This is a genomic window from Allobosea sp. 05L423, from assembly GCF_056397745.1.
The window spans coordinates 292,809-312,329 of the sequence record NZ_JBFTOA010000005.1 but is presented as its reverse complement, the minus strand read 5'-3'; the positions used below and the strand labels follow the sequence as shown (position 1 = coordinate 312,329).

The window sequence follows — 19,521 nt, the reverse complement described above, 5'->3', positions numbered from 1 at the left end:
CGATCCGATGGCCGAATTCAATCTCCCGAAGAACTCCCGCCTGACCGAGGGCAAGGCCTGGCCGAAGCCGGCCGGCGCCAAGAACGTCACAGAGTTCAAGATCTATCGCTGGAACCCGGACGACACCGCCAATCCGCGCACCGACACCTATTATGTCGACCGCGACGATTGCGGGCCGATGGTCCTGGACGCGCTGATCTGGATCAAGAACAAGGTCGATCCGACGCTGACCTTCCGGCGCTCCTGCCGCGAGGGCATCTGCGGCTCCTGCGCCATGAACATGGACGGCAAGAACGGGCTGGCCTGCACCACCGGCATCGACGAGTGCGGCGGCACCGGCAAGAACGTGGGCAAGGTCGCGATCTATCCGCTGCCGCATATGCCGGTGGTCAAGGACCTCGTCCCGGACCTCACCCGCTTCTATGCCCAGCATGCCTCGATCGAACCCTGGCTGAAGACGACGACGCCGGCCCCCGAGAAGGAGTGGCGCCAGGCCAAGGACGACCGCGAGAAGCTCGACGGTCTCTACGAGTGCATCCTCTGCGCCTGCTGCTCGACCTCCTGCCCGAGCTATTGGTGGAACGGCGACCGCTATCTCGGCCCGGCCGCGCTGCTGCAGGCCTATCGCTGGCTGATCGACTCGCGCGACGAGGCGACCGGCGAGCGGCTCGACAATCTGGAAGACCCCTTCCGGCTTTATCGCTGCCACACCATCATGAACTGCGCGAATGCCTGCCCGAAGGGGCTCAACCCCGCCAAGGCGATCGCGGAAGTGAAGAAGATGATGGTCGCGCGCCAGGTCTGATCCGGCGCGAATACTACTGGCGCGGCCGTCTGATGCGACGGCCTGCGTTTCCGGTGCTCACGGACAGAAGTCCGCTCCGCTCCGGTTCTTGGCCGTCACGCCAGCCGACTCACGCCCGCGCATTCGCGCTCGGCTCGCCACGGCGTCATTGTGATGTTGGAACCGACATTCCCGTCATTGCGAGCGCAGCGAAGCAATCCAGCAGCCGTCGAGTGAGCCTTTCTGGATTGCTTCGCTGCGCTCGCAATGACGATCAGCGAACATAGCGCTCTGGCCTGAACGGCTTCGGATCGGCCGGGGGCGGCTCGCCGCAGACCATGGCGGCGATGATCTCGCCGGTGATCGGGCCGGTCGAGAAGCCGATATGCTGGTTGCCGAAGGCGAGCCAGAGACCGGGACTGCGCGGCGCGGGGCCGATCATCGGTAAGGAATCCGGCAAGGTCGGCCGCGCCCCGCGCCAGGTCTCGCCGACGATCTCGCCGAGCGGAAAGGCCTCGCGCGCCGCGACTGTCGCGCTGTCGATCTGACGGTGGTCGTCCGGGGCATCGCGGAACGAGAGATCGACGCCGCTGGTGACGCGAAAGCCCTGCTCCATCGGCGCCAGGTAGTAGGCGCCGTCGACATCGTAGACCGGCCGCGACAGCCGGGTGCCGGCACCCGGCTTGAGATGGCGGTGATAGCCGCGCTCGACATCGAGCCAGGGGTCGAGTCCCAGCGGCTTCAGCAGATCGCCGCTCCAGGGGCCGAGCGCGACCACCGCGATGTCGGCATCGAAGCTGCCCTGCGCCGTGTTCGCGCGCCAGCCGGCGCCTTGGCGGGCGAGACCGGTGACCGCGGCCTGCACGATGCGCCCGCCACGGCCGGCGAAGAGGGAGGCGTAGGCCGCGGTGACGGCGCCGGGGGAATCGACCGAGCCGACGCAGGGGATCAGCAGAGCGACCGGGAAGATCGGGTTCAGGCTCGGCTCGACGGCGGAGAGGCCCTGCCGGTCGAGGATCTGCGACTTGATGCCGTGGCGCTTCAGGAAATCATGCTCGGCCTGGGCCGCTGCGTGGCCAGCGTCGGTGCGCCAGAGCTTGAGCGTACCGGTCTCGCGCAGGCGATGGGCGACGCCGGCCTCAGTCATCAGGGCACGATGACGCTCGACCGTGCTGGCCGTGAGCGATGCGAGCGCGGCGATGCGGGCGGCTGCCTGGGAGGGGCGGGCCTCCCAGAGGAAGCGCAGCAGCCAGCCTGGCCGGGCGAGGGCGCGGCGCCAGCTCAGATTGAGCGCGGGGTGGCGATTGCCGAGATAATCCGTGATCTTCGCATAGAGCGAGGGGTTGTTGAGCGGCAGGATCGAGGAACTCGCGAGCACCCCAGCATTGCCATAGGAGGTCTCGCGCCCCGGCTCCTTACGGTCGATGAGCGTAACGGCGATGCCGCGCTTCTGCAGGGCAAGCGCGCAGGAGACGCCGACCATGCCGGCGCCGAGAACAAGAGCTGTGCGGGTCAAGTGCGTTGCAGGCCGGCTGCGGCCGGCTCCTCCAGCCAGTGATCGAGAAATGCGTCGAGCCAGAGCCTGACCGCCGGGTCATGCTGAAACCAGCCCGGCAGGTGCGTATGGCCGAGCTGGGCTCCGGGCATCAGCGTGCGCTCATGGCCGCGCACCGACCAGCGATACATCATCGCCGGCGTCACCTCGGGATGGAACTGGATGCCATAGGCCTTCGAACCCGCGCGAATGGCCTGCACGGGGAAATCCCCGCCCGTGGCGAGACATTCGGCACCGGTCGGGCAATCGAAGCCGTCGCGGTGCCATTGATAGACCGTGCCCGGCCAGACGAATTGCGCGGCGTCGGCATGTGCGGCGCCGGCCTCGGTCACGGCAAGCGGATAATAGCCGACCTCGGCCCGCCCCTGCCCATGAGTATAGACGCGCGCGCCCATCTGCTTCGCCAGCATTTGCGCGCCGAGGCAGATGCCGAGGAAGGGGGCATTCTCGTTCAGGCAGGTGCCGATCCAGTCGATCTCGGCCTTGATGAAGTCTTCGGGATCGTTGGCGCCCATCGGGCCGCCGAAGATCACGGCGCCCGCATGGCCACGCATGGTCTGCGGCAGCGGGTCGCCGAAGCGCGGCTTGCGGATGTCGAGCGCGTGCCCGCGTGCCTGCAGCAGCCGGCCGACGCGGCCGGAGGTCGAATGCTCCTGATGCAGCACGACGAGCACCGGCTTGGGTGCGGGGCGGCTCGGCCGGGTGGCGAGGGGGGAGCGCGTTCTGCGGGCGGCGCGGAGGGCGAAGGCGTGGTCGTTCATCACGGGCTTCAAAATCGCTCGCGCACCGGAAGGCGAGGGGAAGGCGCGCAAAGCCATGACAGATCGCCCTTCAGCATGAGGTTCCAGTCGGGACGAAGCAAGCAATTTGTGAGCCGGAAGCGCTGCAATGATCCGGCAAGCTTCTTCGATCATGCCGGATCAGGCAGGCGACGGAGGTGTCCCGCTTGACGTCGGCCTGCTGATCTGGGATGAGAATGAACGTTCATTCTCATTGTATCGAGTTCTGATGCCACCGCTGGTTTCCGCGTCGCAGTCCGCTTCCGCCCTGTCGGAGCGCCATATCCGCATCCTCGATGCGGCCGAGCGCGTCTTCGCGCGCGCCGGCTTCCATGCGGCGACGATGCAGGATGTCGCGGCCGAGGCGGCCATGAGCCCAGGCAATCTCTACCGCTACTTCAGCTCCAAGGACGCGATCATCGCCGGCATGTCCGAGCGGGACCGCAGCCTGATCGCGGAGGATTTCGGCAGCCTTTGTCCCGATAACGGCTCGCTGCTCGACCAGCTCGAAGAGCTCGGCCGCAAGCATCTGGTCCGCCAGCCGCGGGAGAAAGCCGTGATCGCCGTGCAGATCTGGGCCGAGGCCGCGCGCAATCCCGAGATGGCGCGCATGTGCGCCGATATCGATGGCACCGTGATCGAGGGGCTGGCGGCTGCGATCGGCGAGGCCAAGCGCAATGGCGAATTGCCGCCTCAGCTGGACGAGCACCGCTTCCTTCTGGCGATCTCGATGATGGCCGACGGCTATTTCTGTCGGCGGGCGATGGACCCGAATTTCGACGATGCCGCCGCCGCGGACACGCTCTTCGCGAGCATGCGCCAGCTCGCGCGGACCATGCTCCTGCCTGAAACGGGGACGCAGCCATGACATCTGCTTCTGCCGGGCCCTCTCACTTTTTCTCCGGCCTCAAGGCCGCAACAGGATCGCTTCCGATGACCGTTCGCATGCCCGTCCCGCGCGTGGCAGCCCCTCTGGCGCTTGCCGCGGCACTGCTGGTGGCGCCGCTGCCGGTCGTCGCGCAGACTCCGGCGCACACGGCGCCGGCCGCCGGGCCGTCGGTCACCGTGACCAAGGCCGAGCTGACCGAGATCGTCCAGAGCGTCGTCGTTTCCGGTTCGATGGTCGCACGCGACGAGGTTCTGGTCGCCCCCGAGGTCGACGGGCTGTCGATCGTCCAGCTTCTGGCGGAGGAAGGCGACAGGGTCGCGCGAGGCCAGGTGCTCGCGCGGCTGAGCCGGACGACGCTCGAGGTGCAGAAGGTCCAGAACGACGCGCAGATCGCCCGTGCCGAGGCTGCTGTCGCGCAAGCCAATGCTCAGATCGCGGAGACCGACGCCAATCTGGTCCAGGCCAACAACGCCTTCGACCGCACCAAGGCGCTGCGCGAGAGCGGCAATGCCAGCATGGAGACGTTCGACCAGCGTGCCGCCGCCGCGCGCTCCGGCCAGGCGCGCGCCAATGCGGCCCGGCAGCTGCTGGCGATCGCGACGGCCGACCTCGCGCTCGCCCAGGCGCAGGGCAAGGATATCGATGTCAAGCTCGCCCGCACCGAGATCAAGGCGCCGGCTGCCGGCATCGTCAGCCGCCGGAACGCCAAGCTCGGCGCGACGGCGAGCATGCTGCCGACCACCGAGCCGCTGTTCCGCATCATCGCCGACGGCGCGATCGAACTGGAAGCGCAGGTCGCCGAGGTCGAGCTGCCGGGCCTTAAGGTCGGGCAGTCGGTTTCGGTCCTGCCCGCCGGAGCCAAGAACGCGCTCGCCGGCACGATTCGGCTGATCTCGCCGGAGGTGGACAAGGCCTCGCGCCTGGGCCGTGTCCGCGTCGCGCTCGACGGTAATCCGGCGGTCGCGATCGGCGCCTTTGCGCGCGGCACCATCGAGACCGGCCGCAAGCGCGCCGTGACCCTGCCCCTTTCGGCTATCACCTATAGCCGCTCGGGCGCGACGGTGCAGACCGTCAGGGATGGCCGGGTCACGACCAAGCCGGTCACGCTCGGCCTCGCCGGCGGCGGTCGCGCCGAGATCGCCACCGGCCTTTCGGAAGGCGAGACCGCGGTGGCGCGCGCAGGCACCTTCGTGCGCGACGGCGACCTCGTGACGCCCGTCGCGACCAACTGACGGATGCGGCCATGAACGTGAATTTCTCCGCCTGGTCGATCCGACAGCCGGTTCCGGCGATCCTGCTCTTCGTCGTGCTCTGCGTGCTCGGGCTGCTCGCCTTCTCGAAGCTGCCGGTCACGCGCTTTCCGAACATCGACGTACCGCTCGTCTCCGTCACCGTGACCCAGTCCGGAGCGGCGCCGGCCGAGCTCGAGAGCCAGGTCAGCAAGCGTGTCGAGGATTCCGTCGCCAACATCACCGGCGTGAAGCATGTCATGTCGACGCTGACCGACGGGCAGTCCTCGACCATCATCGAGTTCCGGCTCGAAACCAACACCGACCGCGCCGTCAACGACGTCAAGGACGCCATTGCCAAGATCAGGGCCGACCTGCCGCGGACGATCGACGAGCCGATCATCCAGCGCATCGATGTCGAGGGGCAGTCGATCCTGACCTATGGCGCGGCCTCGGCCGGCATGACGCTGGAGCAGCTCTCCTGGCATGTCGACGATATCGTCGCGCGCGAGTTGCAGGGGCTGAAGGGCGTCGGCCGCGTCGAGCGCTATGGCGGCGTCGATCGCGAGATCCGCATTTCGCTCGACCCTGACCGGCTGCTGGCGCTCGGCATCACTGCCGGCGAGGTCAACCGCCAGATCCGTGCCACCAATGTCGATCTGGCTGGTGGTCGCGGCGAGGTCGGCGGGCAGGAGCAGGCGATCCGCACGCTGGCGAGCGCCCGCAGCGTCGCCGATCTGGCCGAGACCAAGATCATGCTGACCGGCGGGCGCGAGGTGCGCCTGAAGGAGCTCGGCCGCGTCGAGGATTCCAATTCCGAGCCGCGCGCCTTTGGCAGGCTGAACAAGAGCCCGGTCGTGACCTTCGCCGTGTTTCGTTCCAAGGGGTCGAGCGAGCTCTCGGTCAAGGATGTCGTGGCGCAGCGCGTCGCCGAGCTGAACAAGCGCTTCCCCGACATCAAGATCACGCCGATCGACGACGCCGTCGCCTATACCTACGGCAACTACAAGGCGGCGATGGAAACGCTGCTGGAGGGCGCTGCGCTCGCCGTCATCGTCGTCTTCCTGTTCCTGCGTAACTGGCGCGCGACGCTGATCACGGCGGTTGCATTGCCGCTCTCTGCCATACCCACTTTCTGGGCGATGGAGCTGATGGGCTTCTCGCTCAATCTCGTCAGCCTGCTGGGCATCACGCTGGTGACCGGCATCCTGGTCGACGACGCCATCGTCGAGATCGAGAACATCGTCCGGCACATGAAGATGGGCAAATCGCCCTATCGCGCCGCGATGGAAGCTGCCGACGAGATCGGCCTCGCGGTCATCGCGATCACGCTGACCATCGTCGCGATCTTCGCACCGGTCTCTTTCATGGGTGGCGTCGCCGGCCAGTATTTCCGCCAGTTCGGGCTGACGGTCGCGGTCGCCGTGCTGTTCTCGCTGCTCGTCGCGCGGCTGATCACGCCGATGATGGCGGCCTATCTGATGAAGCCGGTCGATCATGCCGATCCGAAGGACGGGCGGATCATGGGCGCCTATGTCGGCCTGCTGAAGGGCACGCTGAAGAAGCGGCGCATCCCGTTCTTCCCGCGCTTCGACGGCACCGGGCGCTGGCGGACCATGCCGTTCAACACGGCCTATGCGACGCTGCTGGTCGGCTTCATGTTCCTGGTCGGCTCGATCCAGGCGACGCAGATGCTGCCGACGGGCTTCATTCCGGACGAGGACACCTCCCGTGTCGTCGCCTCGGTCGAGCTGCCGCCGGGGTCGACGCTGGACGACACGCGGGTCACCACCGACAAGCTCGTCGACGCGCTGAAGACGATTCCCGAGGTGCGCGACGTCTTCGTGCTGGGCGGGGCGTCGCCGACCGGCCAGCGCGAGGTGCGCCGCGCCGCGGTCTTCATCCTGCTCAAGCCGAAGGCCGAGCGCGACATCAAGCAGAAGGAGCTCAAGGTCACCATCGCCGAGAAGCTCGCCAGTGTGCCGGATGTTCGCGCCTGGTATGTCAACGAGCGCGGCGAGCGCGAGATGGCCTTCTCGATCCTGTCGAAGAACGGTGAGGCGCTCGATGCCGCCGTTGCGAAGATCGAGGCGCGGATGCGCCAGGTCGACGGCTATCTCAACGTCGCGACGGCAGGTTCGCTCAGCCGCCCCGAGCTGCGCGTCACGCCGAAGCTGGAGGAGGCCGCCAATCTCGGGGTCACGCCCGAAGCGATCTCGGAGGCCGTGCGTGTCGCCACCATCGGCGATGTCGGCGCCAACCTTGCCAAGTTCAATGCCGGCGACCGGCTGGTGCCGATCCGCGTCCAGCTCGACGAAGCCGCGCGCACCGATATGCGCAACATCGCGGCGCTGCGCGTGACCAATACGAGCGGCGTCTCGATCCCGCTCACGGCCGTGGCCGATATCGGCTTCGGCGAGGGGCCGAGTTCGATCGACCGCTACGACCGCGTCCGCCGGGCCCAGATCGGCGCCGATCTCAAGCGCGGCTTCGAGCTCGGCACGGCGCAGGACAAATTCCACGACATCGTCGAGGAAGTCGGCCTGCCTGATGGAGTCTGGGTCGCGGCAACCGGCGACGCCGAGATCCAGGGCGAGGTCGTCCAGGGCTTCGTGACCGCGATGACGACGGGCCTGATGCTGGTCCTGGCGGTGCTGATCCTGCTGTTCGGTTCGGTCTTCCAGCCGATCACGATCCTGCTCTCGCTGCCGCTCTCCTTCGGCGGCGTGGTGATCGCGCTGCTCGCCACGAACAACGCCGTCTCGATGCCGGTCTATATCGGCCTGCTGATGCTGATGGGCATCGTCACCAAGAACGCGATCATGCTGGTCGATTTCGCGGTCGAGGAGGTCGGGCGCGGCAAGGACCGGATGACGGCGGTGATCGAGGCCGGGCGCAAGCGGGCGCGGCCGATCCTGATGACGACCATCGCCATGGCGGCGGGCATGCTGCCCTCGGCCTATGGCGTCGGCGATGGCGGCGAGTTCCGCGCCCCGATGGCGATCGCGGTGATCGGCGGGCTGATCGTGTCGACGGTACTGTCGCTCATCTTCGTGCCGTCCTTCTACATGGTGATGGACGATCTCTCGCGGGCGACGGGCTGGCTCTTCGGCCGCTTCTTCGGCAAGGCCGAGGACGAAAGCCAGTGGGAGCCGATCGAGGAACATGCCGCGCCTGCGATCGCGACCGCGGAAGCGATGTCGAAGCCGTCCGCGCCGCGGCTGGCGGCGGAGTGAGGCGTCAGGATTACGGCTGGAGTTCGAGCGGGAAGGGCGTGCGTTCGTAGATGGAGAGGAGGTCCTTCCTTCGCACGAAGTCTTCCTCCCACTCATGCAGCAACGCTATGACCGCCTTGCGATCTCCAGCCGCAACAAGAGCGCCGAGCTGATTTGCATATATGAATTCCGGCTGCCGCCAATTCTTCGCAAGATGCCAATTCTTGATCTTCTCAGCGACGGTGGCGGCCTGATCGAGACGTCCAAACGCAGCATGCATGTGGAGCTGGTAAGGTTCGTAGTTATTCAGCCAGTTGTCGTATTGATAGGAGCGCGGTTCGCCTTCGACATGGAACATGTCATCGATCGTCTGCACGCGGCGCAGCATCGGCAGGATGCGCTGCTCGACGGTCTCGACGAAAGCCTCGGTGAAGCCGGCGTCGGACCAGAAGCGTGGGCCACCCTTGGGTAGCCAGAAAATGTCGCAGCACAGCCCTTGGAGCGATCCGAAAGGATTGAAGGCGTGGCCGATGTGCCAATAGAAGCTCGGGTGATTGGCATCCGAGCTTCGGTCGATAGAGATTGAGCGAAGGACATGTCTCAGAGGTGCCAAGACCAGGAAGGGGCCTCTGACGATGAGATCGTCATGGCGCGCTGCCACCGTATCCAGAAGCTTCCTGATCTGCTTCTTCGTCGTCATCCGCTGGGCCTCACCTCTATGACGAGAATGCGTCTAACGGGGCCGAAACCCATCTTGGCTGCGTTGGCAAGAATTTCGGCCCGCCGGTCAGACAATCCGGCGTTGCCAGTTTTCAGATCATAGACACAGAGGGTGCCGTCTTGGCGATACTCATAAGCATCCACGCGGATCGAGCCCGGATAACCGTAACGAACTGCGCTTTCCACTGCCCCTTCTTCGTTCTCTTTGATAAATGACTGCTCTGCCTTAAAGTAAGGATCGTAGCGATCTTTCATATATCTGCTAAAATGGCCATGGACTACACTGCCATAAATTGCGCGCGAGGGGTATAGCTCGGGAGAGCCGGCGGCATTCGCCGCTCGGTCAGCCATTTCCTGGACATCCGGCAAACGCCGGCAAGCTAGTTCGGCCTGTTCATTGCTGACGCGGCCACAATAGCTGAGCTCGACTTTGCCGCTGGTGCTTTCTCCCGGCCGATAGTCGCGGGCGTTGAAGCCCATGATAGTCTGTTGGCCGTCGCCGCTGTTGTACGGCGACTGCCAGTTGAAGAGGGCCGCGCCGCCGCTGATGATGGTTTGGATGGCGTCGCGCTTCGAATAGGCCGGCTGCACCGTCGCATCGGGTTCGGGTCCGGACTGCGTCCAGACCGTGCGGGCGACGAGATCGCCATCGGGGCCGCCGTCGCGGATCGTCTGTGTGCGGTCCGTCGTCTCGAAGCTGATCTTGTCGCCGCCGGGCAAAGTGACGGTCTGGCGTTCGTCGAAGCCGGCGGTGCGCGAGGCAGCATATTCCGACTGGATCGTGGTGCCCGCGCCGTCCGTGACGGTTTGCTCGAAGACGGAGCCGTCTTCATTCCAGCTCTCGCCGAGCGAGGACCAGCCGCTGTCTTCGCCGAGCGATGCGCCCTCGGGAGAATCCGGGTTTCCGCCATCGGAGCCGCCGCCACCCCCTCCACCGCTGGTCCATTGCCCGCCTCCGGGGCCGCCGGCAGGGACGCGCGCCTGGTTCGGATTGTACTTGCGGTACCGGTGCTCGTGGCGGATCAGGCCGAGTTCATGGCGCAAGCACAGCAGGCGCAGGCGGAGCGCGCGAAGCTCGCGGCTCGGATAAGAGGGCTGATGTCGGATTGGCATGGCGGGCTCCTGGAGGAGCCCCAGTGTCCGGCAGCTTTGGCCGCCGGGGATAAGTTTGCCGTCGCTTGACGGTCTCAGCCCGGCACGGCTTGTCGCCGCGCCAGCGCGTCCCGATAAGCCTGCGTCAGCTCGTCCAGCACGGATTGCTCCGGCCGGGGGGCGCCGAGGTGGAGGAAGCGGAGCTCTTCCATGAAGCGCTCCCAGAGCAGTGCCCCTCCGTCGGCCAGGATCTCGGCGCGGATCGAGAGTTCTTCCGTGACCGGCAGGAAACGGCGGCCCCAGTCGCCCATCGCGGCGAAGACGGGGACGAGGGCGATGCCCATCTCTGTCAGGCTGTAGATCGCCTTCTGCTTGTGGCTGGCGTCATCGCGTCGGGACAGCAATCCGTTCTGGACCAGGCGCTTCAGCCTGTCGGCGAGGATGTTGGAGGCGATGCCCTCGTCGGATTTCGCCATGAGCTCGCGGAAATGCCGGCGATTGCCGAACATCACGTCGCGCAGGACGATCAGGCTCCAGCGATCGCCCAGGATTTCCAGCGTCAGATTGATCGGACAGCCCGAACGGCCGGTCTCGCGCATGCTCGCCTCCAAGACTGCTTGCGATATAAAATCGGTTTGGCTAACCATCAACCGATTGCAATTCAGAACTGGTTTGGCGCGTACATGGCAGGAGAGTGAGATGGCCAAGGTGATCGTCTGGAATCTGATGACGCTGGACGGATTCTTCGAAGGCAAGGAGAAGTGGGACCTCAGCTTTCACAACGACGCCTGGGGCGATGAGCTGAGCGCGCTCAGCAGCGAGTTCGGACGCAAGGCCGGCCTGCTCGTCTTCGGCCGCGTCACCTATGAGGGGATGAAGGCCTATTGGACGACRACCCAGGAGGAGGAGGGCGAGACCAAGGCCTTCATGAACGCCCTGCCGAAACTCGTCGCCTCGCGCAGTCTCACTGGCTCGGACTGGAACAACACCACCGTCACGGCGGACATCGCCGGCGAGATCATCAGCCGCAAGGCCGCGTCGGAGAAGGACATCTATGTCTTCGGCAGCGCGGAGCTGACCGAGGCCCTGCTGGCGGCGGGGCTGGTCGACGAGATCATGCTGGCAGTCGCGCCGGTCACGATCGGGCAGGGCACGCCCTTGTTCAAGACGGGCACGGAGAAGCGTAGATTCGCTCTGCTCGCGGCCCGCCCGCTGGAGAACGGGACCGTGATCCTGCATTACGCTGTGAAGGCCGGGCCGGCTGGGGTGTAGCCCTGTGGTTCAGCCACGCCGGACCATCAGCACGGCGGCGAGAATCGCGACGCCGCCGAAGGCCTGCACCGGGGTCGGCTGCTCGCCGAAGAGCGCCCAGGCGGCGAGGACGCTGACCAGCGCCGGCCAGACCATGACGAGCGAAGCGGCGCTGGCGCCGTAGCTGCCGAGCGAGAGCGTGATCAGCCCCTGGCCGAGCGCGTGGGAGACGAGGCCGAGCGCGGCGACGGCGAGCCAGCCCTGCAGGCTCCCCGGGATGATCTGCTCGCCGAATGCCAGCGCGGCTACGAGGCAGAACACGGCGCAGACCATGCTGGAGATGAGGCTGACATAGCCGGCATCGGCCCGGTCACGGGCGCGGCGCACTGCCAGGATATAGGCGGCATAGGACATCGCGGCCCCGACCGCGAGGCTGTCTCCGAGCAGATTGCCCGAGACCTGCGCCCCGCCGGTGAATTTCGGCAGGACGAGCAGGAGCGCGCCGGCGATCGCCAGCATCAGCGCGCCGAGAATGCGCCGCGAGGGGCGGTCGCCGAGCAGCAGCCAGCCGCCGAGCACGACGCCGACCGGCGCGAGATTGCCGAGCAGCGAGGCGTTGGCGATCGTGGTGTGGCCGAGCGCGGCATTATAGAGCGTGACGTCGATGCCGAAGGTCAGCCCGGCCAGCGCGACCGCACCGAAGGCGCCGCTGCGAACCTTGCCACCTGCCGGCTTGCGCTGCTCCAGCGCCGTCCAGGCGGCGAGGACGGGCAAAGCGAAGAGCATGCGCCAGAAGCCGGCGGCGGCGGGGCCGACATCGGCGAGGCGCACGAAGATGCCGGAGAAGCCGATGAAGGTCGCGCCGGCGAGCAGCGCAATGAACATCGCGAGGGCGGGCGATGCGGGCCGGACGGGAATCGCAGGAGCGGACATGGTGTTTTCTGACGGATGGTGAGGCCAGCTCCGGTCGCGATGGCACGGCGGGCTCAGCCTCGTTCAGGCGCCGATATAGGACGCTTCCTTGCATCGGAAAAACGGATTATTCTGATTTAACCATTCTTAAAATCGATCGATGCTGCGCGTTCCAAGGAGGCACGTCATGACCGTTCATTTCGACCTTGCCGCGCTCGGCATGCTGGTGGCGGTGGCGGAGACCGGGGGCTTCACTGCTGCGAGCGCGCGGCTCGGCCGGACGCAATCGGCGATTTCGGTCCGCATCCAGGATCTGGAGAGCCAGCTCGGCCACAAGCTGCTCGAGCGCTCGCGCCGCGGCGTCACGCCGACCGATGCCGGCGAGCGGCTGATCGCCCATGCGCGGCGCCTGCTCGCGGTCGAGCGTGAGGCGCTCGCCGATCTGGCCGGCGACACGCCATCCGGCCGGCTGCGCATCGGCATTCCCGATGACTACATGGACGCTTATCTGCGGCCGCTGATCGCGCGCTTCGCCGCCGAACATCCGAAGGTGGAGCTCGAAGTGCGCTGCGACCTGTCGAAGCGCATCGAGCCGGCGCTGCTGGCCGGCGAGTTCGACCTGGCCGTGGTCACGCAGGATCCCAACAAGCCGATGGGCGAGGTGCTGCGCCGTGAACCGCTGGTCTGGGTGGCGGCGCGCGGGCATCGGCCGGAGCTGCAGGAGATGCTGCCGCTCGCGCTCTTCGCGGAAGGCTGCCGGGCGCGGCCGCGCATCCTCGCTGCGCTCAACACGGCCGGCAAGGCGCATCGACTGGTCTTCTCCTGCTCGCACACCTCCGGCGTGCTGTCGGCGGTGGAGGCAGGCTTCTGCGTGGCGGCGATCACCGAGAGCGCGGTGCCGCCTTCACTGCGCCGGATCGGCCCGGCAGAAGGCCTGCCGCCGCTTTTCGAGCTCACCGTCGGGCTGATCATGGCGCCACGTCCCGATCTCGCCGCGCGGCGCTTCGCCGACGCCCTTCGCGAGGAAATGAGCCTTTTGAGGCACGCGGCTTAGGAAGGTGCCATTGCCCATCGCAGCACATCGGCCTAAAGCCAAGGCAACCAATTTCCCTCAGGCGTCATCCCGGGCGCAGCGATGCGGAGACCCGGTATCCATGCCAGAGCGTTTCGTTCGATGATGGATCCCGGATCGGCGCGGCTTCGCCGCTTGTCCGGGATGACGCCCGTATTTGTTCTGACAAGATCCCGAGTCCCATGAAATTCCTCGACCAGGCCAAGATCTATGTGAAGGCGGGTGACGGCGGCGCGGGCTGCGTCTCCTTCCGCCGCGAAAAGTTCATCGAGTTCGGCGGGCCTAACGGCGGCGACGGCGGGCGCGGCGGCGACATCGTCGTCGAATGCGTGCAGGGGCTGAACACGCTGATCGATTTCCGCTTCCAGCAGCACTTCAAGGCCCGCACCGGCGAGCATGGCATGGGCAAGGATCGCCACGGCGCCAATTCGCCGGCGATCGTGCTGAAGGTGCCGCCGGGCACGGAGATCCTCGACGAGGACGGCGAGACCAAGGTCGCCGACCTGACCGAGCCCGGTCAGCGCTTCGTGCTGTGCAAGGGCGGCAATGGCGGCTTCGGCAACGCCTACTTCAAGACCGCGACCAACCAGGCGCCACGCCATGCCAACCCCGGCCTGCCGGGCGAGGAGCGTTGGGTCTGGCTCCGGCTGAAGCTGATCGCCGATGCCGGGCTCGTCGGCCTGCCCAATGCCGGCAAGTCGACCTTCCTCGCCACCGTCACGGCGGCGAAGCCCAAGATCGCGGATTATCCCTTCACCACGTTGCATCCCGGCCTCGGCGTCGTGCGCGTCGACGGGCGCGAGATGGTGCTGGCCGATATTCCCGGGCTGATCGAGGGCGCGCATGAAGGCCACGGCCTCGGCGACCGCTTCCTCGGCCATATCGAGCGCTGCCGCGTGTTGCTGCATCTGGTCGAGGGCACCAGCGAGCATGCCGGCAAGGCCTACAAGACGGTGCGGGAGGAGCTGGAGGCCTATGGCGAGGGGCTGGCCGACAAGCCGGAGATCGTCGCGCTCTCCAAGGTCGATGCGCTGACGCCGGAAGTCCTGAAGGAACAGGTGGCGCGGCTGAAGCGGGCGGCGAAGCGCATGCCGATCATCCTCTCCTCCGCCTCGGGCGAGGGCGTCGATGCGGCGCTCAGAGCGCTCTTCGCCGTGGTCGAGGAAGCCCGGCGTGAAGAGGAGCGCGAGAACGCTCCGGCGACGGAGACCGGCTGGCGCCCCTGAGGCCGGAATTCTCACGGAGCCGCCGCGCCCTCCCGGACAAACCGCGTCAGCGGCGTCGATCCGGATCCATCACAAGGCTCCGGCGCTCGCGGAAGGATCGCGGGGCAAGCCTCGGATGACCACGTATTCATGAGTCCGTCCTCGGAACGCCTAATGACGGCGCTGCGCTAGCGGAAGTCGCGCCAAGCGCCGACGCGGTGAATGCTCTCGCGGTTGCGTGCCGCTTCGCCGAAGGGCGCGACCGGCCAGTCCCAGCCCTCGTCCGGCGGGGGCAACTCGACGCCGCGCATCAGGTCGAGCCGGTCGCTGATCGTGCCTCCGCGGTCGCGCTCGATCATCCCGACATCGCTGAGCAGGATCACGCGACCGTGGAAACGGCGGAGATCGTCGAGATGCCAGGCGACGCAGCGTGCCGCGAGATCAGTCGGCAGCTTCGCAGCTTCAGCCGGATTGTCCGCGAGCCAGTCCTCGATCGGCCAGGCGAGCTGCGAGAGCAGGTTGGCGGATACGACCAGATCGACCGCCGGATCGGCGATGAAGTCGGCGAGCGGATCGCTCCGGCCGCCGCTCTCGCCGGCGAGCCAACCCATGACTCCCGTGAGGTCGCGGGTGAGCAATGCGACGTTGCGGCGCAGGCGCATGCGGAGCCGGACCTGCGGGAGGTGTACGGCATCGACCAGCAGCACGCGCTCGAAATTGGCGGCGAGCAGGCCGAGCGGGACGTCGCGCAGCAGCCCTGAGCCCAGAATGACGGCAGTCCGTCGCTCCGGCAGCTCGGTGACGGCCTGCGCGACGATGTCCCGGCAGCGGGCGTGATGCGCGGCCCAGGCCCGGCGCTGGCGCAGGCCGCGCGACCAGAGCGCGACGCTTTCGTCGACAAGGCCGAGCCGGCGGGTCATGCGCGAGGCCGGGGTCGCCAACCGCAGGGCCAGTTCCGCCAGCATGGCTATGCGCTGCCGCTTGGCATCGACTGCTTCCGAAAGCCGGTTTCCTCCTTTCGGGCCGTCAGGTCAGTGCGCCGCGCGCCGCGACTGGCCAGACGGCTTCCACATGCGCGTCTGGCCCGTGCAGACCGCGCACGCAGACATACCAGTCGTGCAGATTGACCGTCGGGTCGCAATGGCCGGGCACCAGCAGCAGGCGGTCGCCGCGATGCGGCAGCGCGATCGGCTCTCCCGTCAGGATGCCGTGCTCGTCCGAGGGCTTGGTATAGATCGCCCCATCGCGTCGGAACGGAACCGGCATGCCGGAATCGATGGCGACCGCCTTGTGGCCGGCATCGACGATGGCGCGATCCGGAACCGGCTTGCTCATCACCCCGGCGAGGACGAAGAGCGCATGCTCGAAGCTGCGGAACGGTGTGCCGTCGGCCTGGCGGTTGCGGGCGTAATCGGCGTCCATGAAGATGTAGGAGCCGGCCTGGATTTCGTTCCAGATGCCGGATTGCGTCTCAAGTTCGTAGGTGCCGGTGCCGGCACCGCTGATGATCTCGCAAGTCAGCCCGGCATGGGCGAGGCGCTCCGCGGTGTTGCGCGCTGCGAGGCCTGCGCGTTCGATCGCCTCGCGCCGCTCGTCGATCGATCGCATGTGCTGGGCAGAGCCGTGATAGGCCTGCAGGCCGGCAAAGCGCAGCGTGTTGGAGCGGGCGATGGCTTCCGCCAGCCTGACCGCGCCCTCTCCGGGCGCCACGCCGCAGCGCCGCCCGCCGACATCGATCTCGACGAGGACGTCGAGGACGACATCGTTGCGCGCGGCAGCCTCGGCAGCGTCGCGCACGCCGTCGGGATGGTCGACGCAGAGGCCGATGCGGGCACTGCGGGCGAGCCGCGCCAGCCGGTCGAGCTTGGCGGGGCTGGCGATCTCGTTGGTCACCAATACGTCGCCGACACCGCCCGCGACCAGGATTTCAGCCTCCGCGACCTTCTGGCAGCACTGGCCCACGGCCCCGTTGGCGATCTGGCGCAGGGCGATCTCCGGACTCTTGTGGGTCTTGGCATGGGGCCGCAGCCTGACGCCGTGGGCCTGGGTAAAGGCCGCCATGGCGACGAGGTTGCGTTCGAAGGCGTCGAGATCGAGCAACAGAGCAGGAGTCTCGATCTCGGCGAGGCTTTGACCGGGCTGCGCCGGCGGCGATTGCGACATGGAGTCTCCTGAGTCGGTTATGGCTATGGGAGGACAGCTTCGTGTCCTGAGCAAGGCCTGCCTTCTGGATGCGGCCATGCGCCAGTGGCGCTTGCCGCCCTGCCGTGATAGGCGCGGCCCATGAAGATCGGCCGCGTCACCGACGATACCCTCGCGCTCTTCGCCCGCGTCTGGCGTGAGCAAATCAAATCCTACCTGCCGCAGATGCTGATGATTCTCGGTCTCGTCGTGGTCATCGCCGCGACGACGAGCTTCTATCCGCTGCTGATCAAGGCGGCCTTCGATGCCTTCGCCGATCCGCTGACGGCCGAATCGACCGGCTTCGTGCGCCGCATGGAGCGGCTGGTCTCGAAGTCGATCGGCTATGAGATCGGGGTCGTCAACGCGGTCGCGACGGTCGTGGTCATCGTCACCGCGATCAAGGGTTTCTCGCTGCTCGCCCAGACCGTGATGACCAACAAGGTCGTCAGCCGGATCGAGGCGGAGATGCAGTCGGCGCTCTACGGGCACCTGATCGATGCCGATCTGGCACAGCTCCAGAAGGAAAACCCCGCTTCGCTCACCCAGCGCTTCACCACCGACTTCACCTTCGTGAAGGAGGCGCTGACGCGCATCGTCAACATCGCGATCCGCGACGTGGTGACGGCGATCGCGCTCGTTGGCGCGCTGTTCTGGATCGACTGGCAGATGACGCTGGTGGTGGTGCTGATCGCGCCGGTCATCGCCCATCCGATCGGCCGGATCGGCAAGAAGCTCCGGCGCATGGCGAGTTCGCAGCAGGAGCAGACGGGCATCATGGCGAGCCTGGTCACCGAAAGCCTGCAGGGCGCCCGCGTCGCCAAGACGGATTCCCTCGAGCCCTACCTGAAGCAGCGCGCGACCAGCGCCTTCGAGACGATCCGGACGCTGAAGGTCAAGGCGGCCAACGCCCGCGGCCGGCTCGACCCGCTGCTCGAGGTCGGCGGCGGCATCGCGGTTGCCGGCGTGCTGGCTGCCATCGGCGTGCGCATCACCTCGGGCGCCTCCACCGTGGGCGATTTCACCGGCTATGTCTCCGCGCTGCTGCTGGCTGCCCAGCCGATGCGCTCGCTCGGCAATCTCAATGCCATTGTCCAGGAGGCCGGCGCTTCGCTGAAGCGCTATTACGCGCTGATGGACGAGAAGCCGATGATCCTCGACCGGCCGGATGCCAGGCCGTTGGCGATCACGACGGGCGAAGTCGCCTTCCGCCATCTGCGCTTCCGCTATCGTGAGGACCAGCGGGCGCTGGAGGGCATCGATCTCGTCGCGCGCGGCGGAACCACCACTGCGCTGGTCGGCCGTTCCGGTTCGGGCAAGTCGACCCTGCTCGCGCTGGTACCGCGCCTCTACGACCCGGTCGGGGGGCGGATCGAGATCGACGGGCAGGATCTGCGCGGCGTGACGCTCGAAAGCCTGCGCCATCAGATCGGCGTCGTCAGCCAGGACGTGGTTTTGTTCGACGATACGGTGCGTGCCAACATTGCGTTCGGCCGCCCCCGGGCAACGCAGGACGAGATCATCGCGGCCGCCAAGGCCGCGGCGGCGCACGACTTCATCATGGCGATGCCGGGCGGCTACGATGCCCCGGTGGGCGAGCGCGGCCACAAGCTCTCGGGGGGCGAGCGCCAGCGCATTGCCATCGCCCGCGCCATGTTGAAGGACGCGCCGATCCTGCTGCTCGATGAGGCCACCAGCGCACTCGACACGGAGTCCGAGCGCCTCGTGCAGCAGGCGCTGGCGAAGCTGACGAAGGGTCGCACCACCCTCGTCATCGCGCACCGGCTCTCGACGATCCGCGAGGCCGACCTGATCGTCGTGATGGACGAAGGTAAAATCGTCGAAACCGGCAGCCATGACGAGCTGCTGGCGCGCGAGGGCGCTTATGCGCGGCTGTACCGGATGCAGTTCCTCGAAAGCTGACCGCTTTCTCGAACCAGTTATCCTCTCCCTGGAGCGTGCCGGGCTTATACGGAAACACGGCGTCATCCCGGGCCTGACCCGGGATCCATGCGGCAGCATTTCCGGTCGCGTGCAGCCTCGATCCCGGCTCTCCGCTTCGCTCCGGCGGGGATCACCCCCGGTTCCGCGCGGGATCGGCACACTCTAGCGGCAGAATGCCGCGCAGCCGGCTTCCCAGAATGGTTTGCCGGATTCAAGCGGCGGGATCGATGGCCGCGGCTTGCGGCCAGGCAGGTCGTCGGGGATCGGGCTCACCAGCTCCCACCAGCGATGCGCGCATTGCGAGCGGAAGGCCATCTGATCGGAGATCGAGGTGCCTTCCTTCTCAAGGACCGCGTCGAGCGCCGCGCAGGCCTCGCGCAGTCGTGCGTCATGTGTATCGCTCGGTGCATTGGCATAGTCGTGGAAGGCCTCGGTGAAGGCCTCCATCTCGCGGGCGATATGGGGCCAGTCGGAGCGCCCGAGGTTCCAGGCATCCATCCATTCGCGCACGACGGTTTCGACGGCCTCGGCCTTCGGCCTGTCCTTCACCTTGCGGGCGGTGGTCAGCATGTGGCGCATCAGTTCGGCGCGGGCATGGGCGTGGCGGGCGCGCAGCGCCGCCTCCTGCATCCGCGCGATGGCGTCAGTCGCCTCCTGCTGCAGCGCTTGGACGAAATGCGGCATGGGGCGATC

17 protein-coding genes are annotated in these 19,521 nt (G+C 67.0%); 8 read left to right on the top strand and 9 right to left on the bottom strand.

Annotated features, from left to right (window positions below):
• Positions 1 to 7: 7 nt before the first annotated feature.
• Complete coding sequence (locus tag AC1DNE_RS15735) at positions 8 to 805, top strand: succinate dehydrogenase iron-sulfur subunit (RefSeq protein WP_441469447.1); 798 nt, start codon at positions 8 to 10, stop codon at positions 803 to 805.
• A gap of 253 nt (positions 806 to 1,058) precedes the next feature.
• Here the strand turns inward: AC1DNE_RS15735 and AC1DNE_RS15730 are convergent, their stop codons facing one another.
• Complete coding sequence (locus AC1DNE_RS15730; protein ID WP_441469446.1) at positions 1,059 to 2,300, bottom strand: NAD(P)/FAD-dependent oxidoreductase; 1,242 nt, start codon at positions 2,298 to 2,300, stop codon at positions 1,059 to 1,061.
• Positions 2,297 to 3,100, bottom strand: coding sequence for a glutamine amidotransferase (locus AC1DNE_RS15725; protein WP_441469445.1), 804 nt, complete (start codon positions 3,098 to 3,100; stop codon positions 2,297 to 2,299). Before AC1DNE_RS15725 ends, AC1DNE_RS15730 begins: the two co-directional genes overlap by 4 nt.
• A 247-nt stretch (positions 3,101 to 3,347) precedes the next feature.
• Here AC1DNE_RS15725 and AC1DNE_RS15720 point away from each other — a divergent pair, with 247 nt between their 5' ends.
• From AC1DNE_RS15720 to AC1DNE_RS15710, 3 genes are all read left to right on the top strand, one after another.
• Positions 3,348 to 3,986: a TetR/AcrR family transcriptional regulator gene (locus AC1DNE_RS15720; RefSeq protein ID WP_441469444.1), complete on the top strand. Its 639-nt coding sequence runs from the start codon at positions 3,348 to 3,350 to the stop codon at positions 3,984 to 3,986.
• A 65-nt stretch (positions 3,987 to 4,051) separates the two neighbouring features.
• Positions 4,052 to 5,239: an efflux RND transporter periplasmic adaptor subunit gene (locus AC1DNE_RS15715; protein ID WP_441469443.1), complete on the top strand. Its 1,188-nt coding sequence runs from the start codon at positions 4,052 to 4,054 to the stop codon at positions 5,237 to 5,239.
• 11 nt (positions 5,240 to 5,250) lie between these two features.
• Positions 5,251 to 8,472, top strand: a complete 3,222-nt coding sequence (locus AC1DNE_RS15710; RefSeq protein WP_476766616.1) for an efflux RND transporter permease subunit — start codon at positions 5,251 to 5,253, stop codon at positions 8,470 to 8,472.
• 10 nt (positions 8,473 to 8,482) lie between these two features.
• Here the strand turns inward: AC1DNE_RS15710 and AC1DNE_RS15705 are convergent, their stop codons facing one another.
• From AC1DNE_RS15705 to AC1DNE_RS15695, 3 genes are all read right to left on the bottom strand, one after another.
• Positions 8,483 to 9,151, bottom strand: coding sequence for a hypothetical protein (locus AC1DNE_RS15705; RefSeq protein WP_441469441.1), 669 nt, complete (start codon positions 9,149 to 9,151; stop codon positions 8,483 to 8,485).
• Positions 9,148 to 10,284: a hypothetical protein gene (locus tag AC1DNE_RS15700; RefSeq protein ID WP_441469440.1), complete on the bottom strand. Its 1,137-nt coding sequence runs from the start codon at positions 10,282 to 10,284 to the stop codon at positions 9,148 to 9,150. Before AC1DNE_RS15700 ends, AC1DNE_RS15705 begins: the two co-directional genes overlap by 4 nt.
• Before the next feature lie 74 nt (positions 10,285 to 10,358).
• Entirely contained in the window at positions 10,359 to 10,862 is a 504-nt protein-coding gene (locus tag AC1DNE_RS15695) for a winged helix-turn-helix transcriptional regulator (protein WP_441469439.1), read from the bottom strand.
• A gap of 100 nt (positions 10,863 to 10,962) precedes the next feature.
• Between AC1DNE_RS15695 and AC1DNE_RS15690 the strand changes: the two genes are divergently transcribed.
• Positions 10,963 to 11,535 carry a dihydrofolate reductase family protein gene (locus AC1DNE_RS15690; protein WP_441469438.1) on the top strand — a complete coding sequence of 191 codons (573 nt, stop codon included), beginning with the start codon at positions 10,963 to 10,965 and terminating at the stop codon, positions 11,533 to 11,535.
• A gap of 9 nt (positions 11,536 to 11,544) precedes the next feature.
• On the opposite strand, the gene AC1DNE_RS15685 is transcribed toward AC1DNE_RS15690, so the two are convergent.
• On the bottom strand, positions 11,545 to 12,447 hold the full coding sequence (locus AC1DNE_RS15685; protein WP_441469437.1) for a DMT family transporter: 903 nt from the start codon (positions 12,445 to 12,447) through the stop codon (positions 11,545 to 11,547).
• A gap of 166 nt (positions 12,448 to 12,613) precedes the next feature.
• Here AC1DNE_RS15685 and AC1DNE_RS15680 point away from each other — a divergent pair, with 166 nt between their 5' ends.
• Positions 12,614 to 13,480, top strand: coding sequence for a LysR family transcriptional regulator (locus AC1DNE_RS15680; RefSeq protein WP_441469436.1), 867 nt, complete (start codon positions 12,614 to 12,616; stop codon positions 13,478 to 13,480).
• Between the two features lie 200 nt (positions 13,481 to 13,680).
• Positions 13,681 to 14,724: a GTPase ObgE gene (gene obgE, locus AC1DNE_RS15675; protein WP_441469435.1), complete on the top strand. Its 1,044-nt coding sequence runs from the start codon at positions 13,681 to 13,683 to the stop codon at positions 14,722 to 14,724.
• A gap of 167 nt (positions 14,725 to 14,891) precedes the next feature.
• On the opposite strand, the gene AC1DNE_RS15670 is transcribed toward obgE, so the two are convergent.
• Together AC1DNE_RS15670 and AC1DNE_RS15665 are read right to left on the bottom strand one after the other, a co-directional pair.
• The gene (locus AC1DNE_RS15670) at positions 14,892 to 15,668 is read right to left on the bottom strand and encodes a hypothetical protein (RefSeq protein WP_441469434.1); all 777 of its coding nucleotides are present in this window, start codon (positions 15,666 to 15,668) and stop codon (positions 14,892 to 14,894) included.
• A 61-nt stretch (positions 15,669 to 15,729) separates the two neighbouring features.
• A complete protein-coding gene (locus AC1DNE_RS15665; RefSeq protein WP_441469433.1) occupies positions 15,730 to 16,866 on the bottom strand; it encodes a DSD1 family PLP-dependent enzyme in 1,137 nt (378 codons plus the stop codon).
• A gap of 120 nt (positions 16,867 to 16,986) precedes the next feature.
• Between AC1DNE_RS15665 and AC1DNE_RS15660 the strand changes: the two genes are divergently transcribed.
• Positions 16,987 to 18,807, top strand: a complete 1,821-nt coding sequence (locus AC1DNE_RS15660) for an ABC transporter ATP-binding protein (protein WP_441469432.1) — start codon at positions 16,987 to 16,989, stop codon at positions 18,805 to 18,807.
• A gap of 183 nt (positions 18,808 to 18,990) precedes the next feature.
• Here the strand turns inward: AC1DNE_RS15660 and AC1DNE_RS15655 are convergent, their stop codons facing one another.
• Positions 18,991 to 19,512, bottom strand: a complete 522-nt coding sequence (locus tag AC1DNE_RS15655) for a hypothetical protein (RefSeq protein ID WP_476766615.1) — start codon at positions 19,510 to 19,512, stop codon at positions 18,991 to 18,993.
• Positions 19,513 to 19,521 lie beyond the last annotated feature (9 nt).

Coding starts and splice junctions, on each gene's coding strand:
- AC1DNE_RS15670 (WP_441469434.1), bottom strand. CDS start 15,668: ATGCTGGCGGAACTGGCCCTGCGGTTGGCGACCCCGGCCTCGCGCATG.
- AC1DNE_RS15660 (WP_441469432.1), top strand. CDS start 16,987: ATGAAGATCGGCCGCGTCACCGACGATACCCTCGCGCTCTTCGCCCGC.
- obgE (WP_441469435.1), top strand. CDS start 13,681: ATGAAATTCCTCGACCAGGCCAAGATCTATGTGAAGGCGGGTGACGGC.
- AC1DNE_RS15665 (WP_441469433.1), bottom strand. CDS start 16,866: ATGTCGCAATCGCCGCCGGCGCAGCCCGGTCAAAGCCTCGCCGAGATC.
- AC1DNE_RS15700 (WP_441469440.1), bottom strand. CDS start 10,284: ATGCCAATCCGACATCAGCCCTCTTATCCGAGCCGCGAGCTTCGCGCG.
- AC1DNE_RS15695 (WP_441469439.1), bottom strand. CDS start 10,862: ATGCGCGAGACCGGCCGTTCGGGCTGTCCGATCAATCTGACGCTGGAA.
- AC1DNE_RS15705 (WP_441469441.1), bottom strand. CDS start 9,151: ATGACGACGAAGAAGCAGATCAGGAAGCTTCTGGATACGGTGGCAGCG.
- AC1DNE_RS15655 (WP_476766615.1), bottom strand. CDS start 19,512: ATGCCGCATTTCGTCCAAGCGCTGCAGCAGGAGGCGACTGACGCCATC.
- AC1DNE_RS15680 (WP_441469436.1), top strand. CDS start 12,614: ATGACCGTTCATTTCGACCTTGCCGCGCTCGGCATGCTGGTGGCGGTG.
- AC1DNE_RS15725 (WP_441469445.1), bottom strand. CDS start 3,100: ATGAACGACCACGCCTTCGCCCTCCGCGCCGCCCGCAGAACGCGCTCC.
- AC1DNE_RS15710 (WP_476766616.1), top strand. CDS start 5,251: ATGAACGTGAATTTCTCCGCCTGGTCGATCCGACAGCCGGTTCCGGCG.
- AC1DNE_RS15720 (WP_441469444.1), top strand. CDS start 3,348: ATGCCACCGCTGGTTTCCGCGTCGCAGTCCGCTTCCGCCCTGTCGGAG.
- AC1DNE_RS15685 (WP_441469437.1), bottom strand. CDS start 12,447: ATGTCCGCTCCTGCGATTCCCGTCCGGCCCGCATCGCCCGCCCTCGCG.
- AC1DNE_RS15715 (WP_441469443.1), top strand. CDS start 4,052: ATGACCGTTCGCATGCCCGTCCCGCGCGTGGCAGCCCCTCTGGCGCTT.
- AC1DNE_RS15735 (WP_441469447.1), top strand. CDS start 8: ATGGCCGAATTCAATCTCCCGAAGAACTCCCGCCTGACCGAGGGCAAG.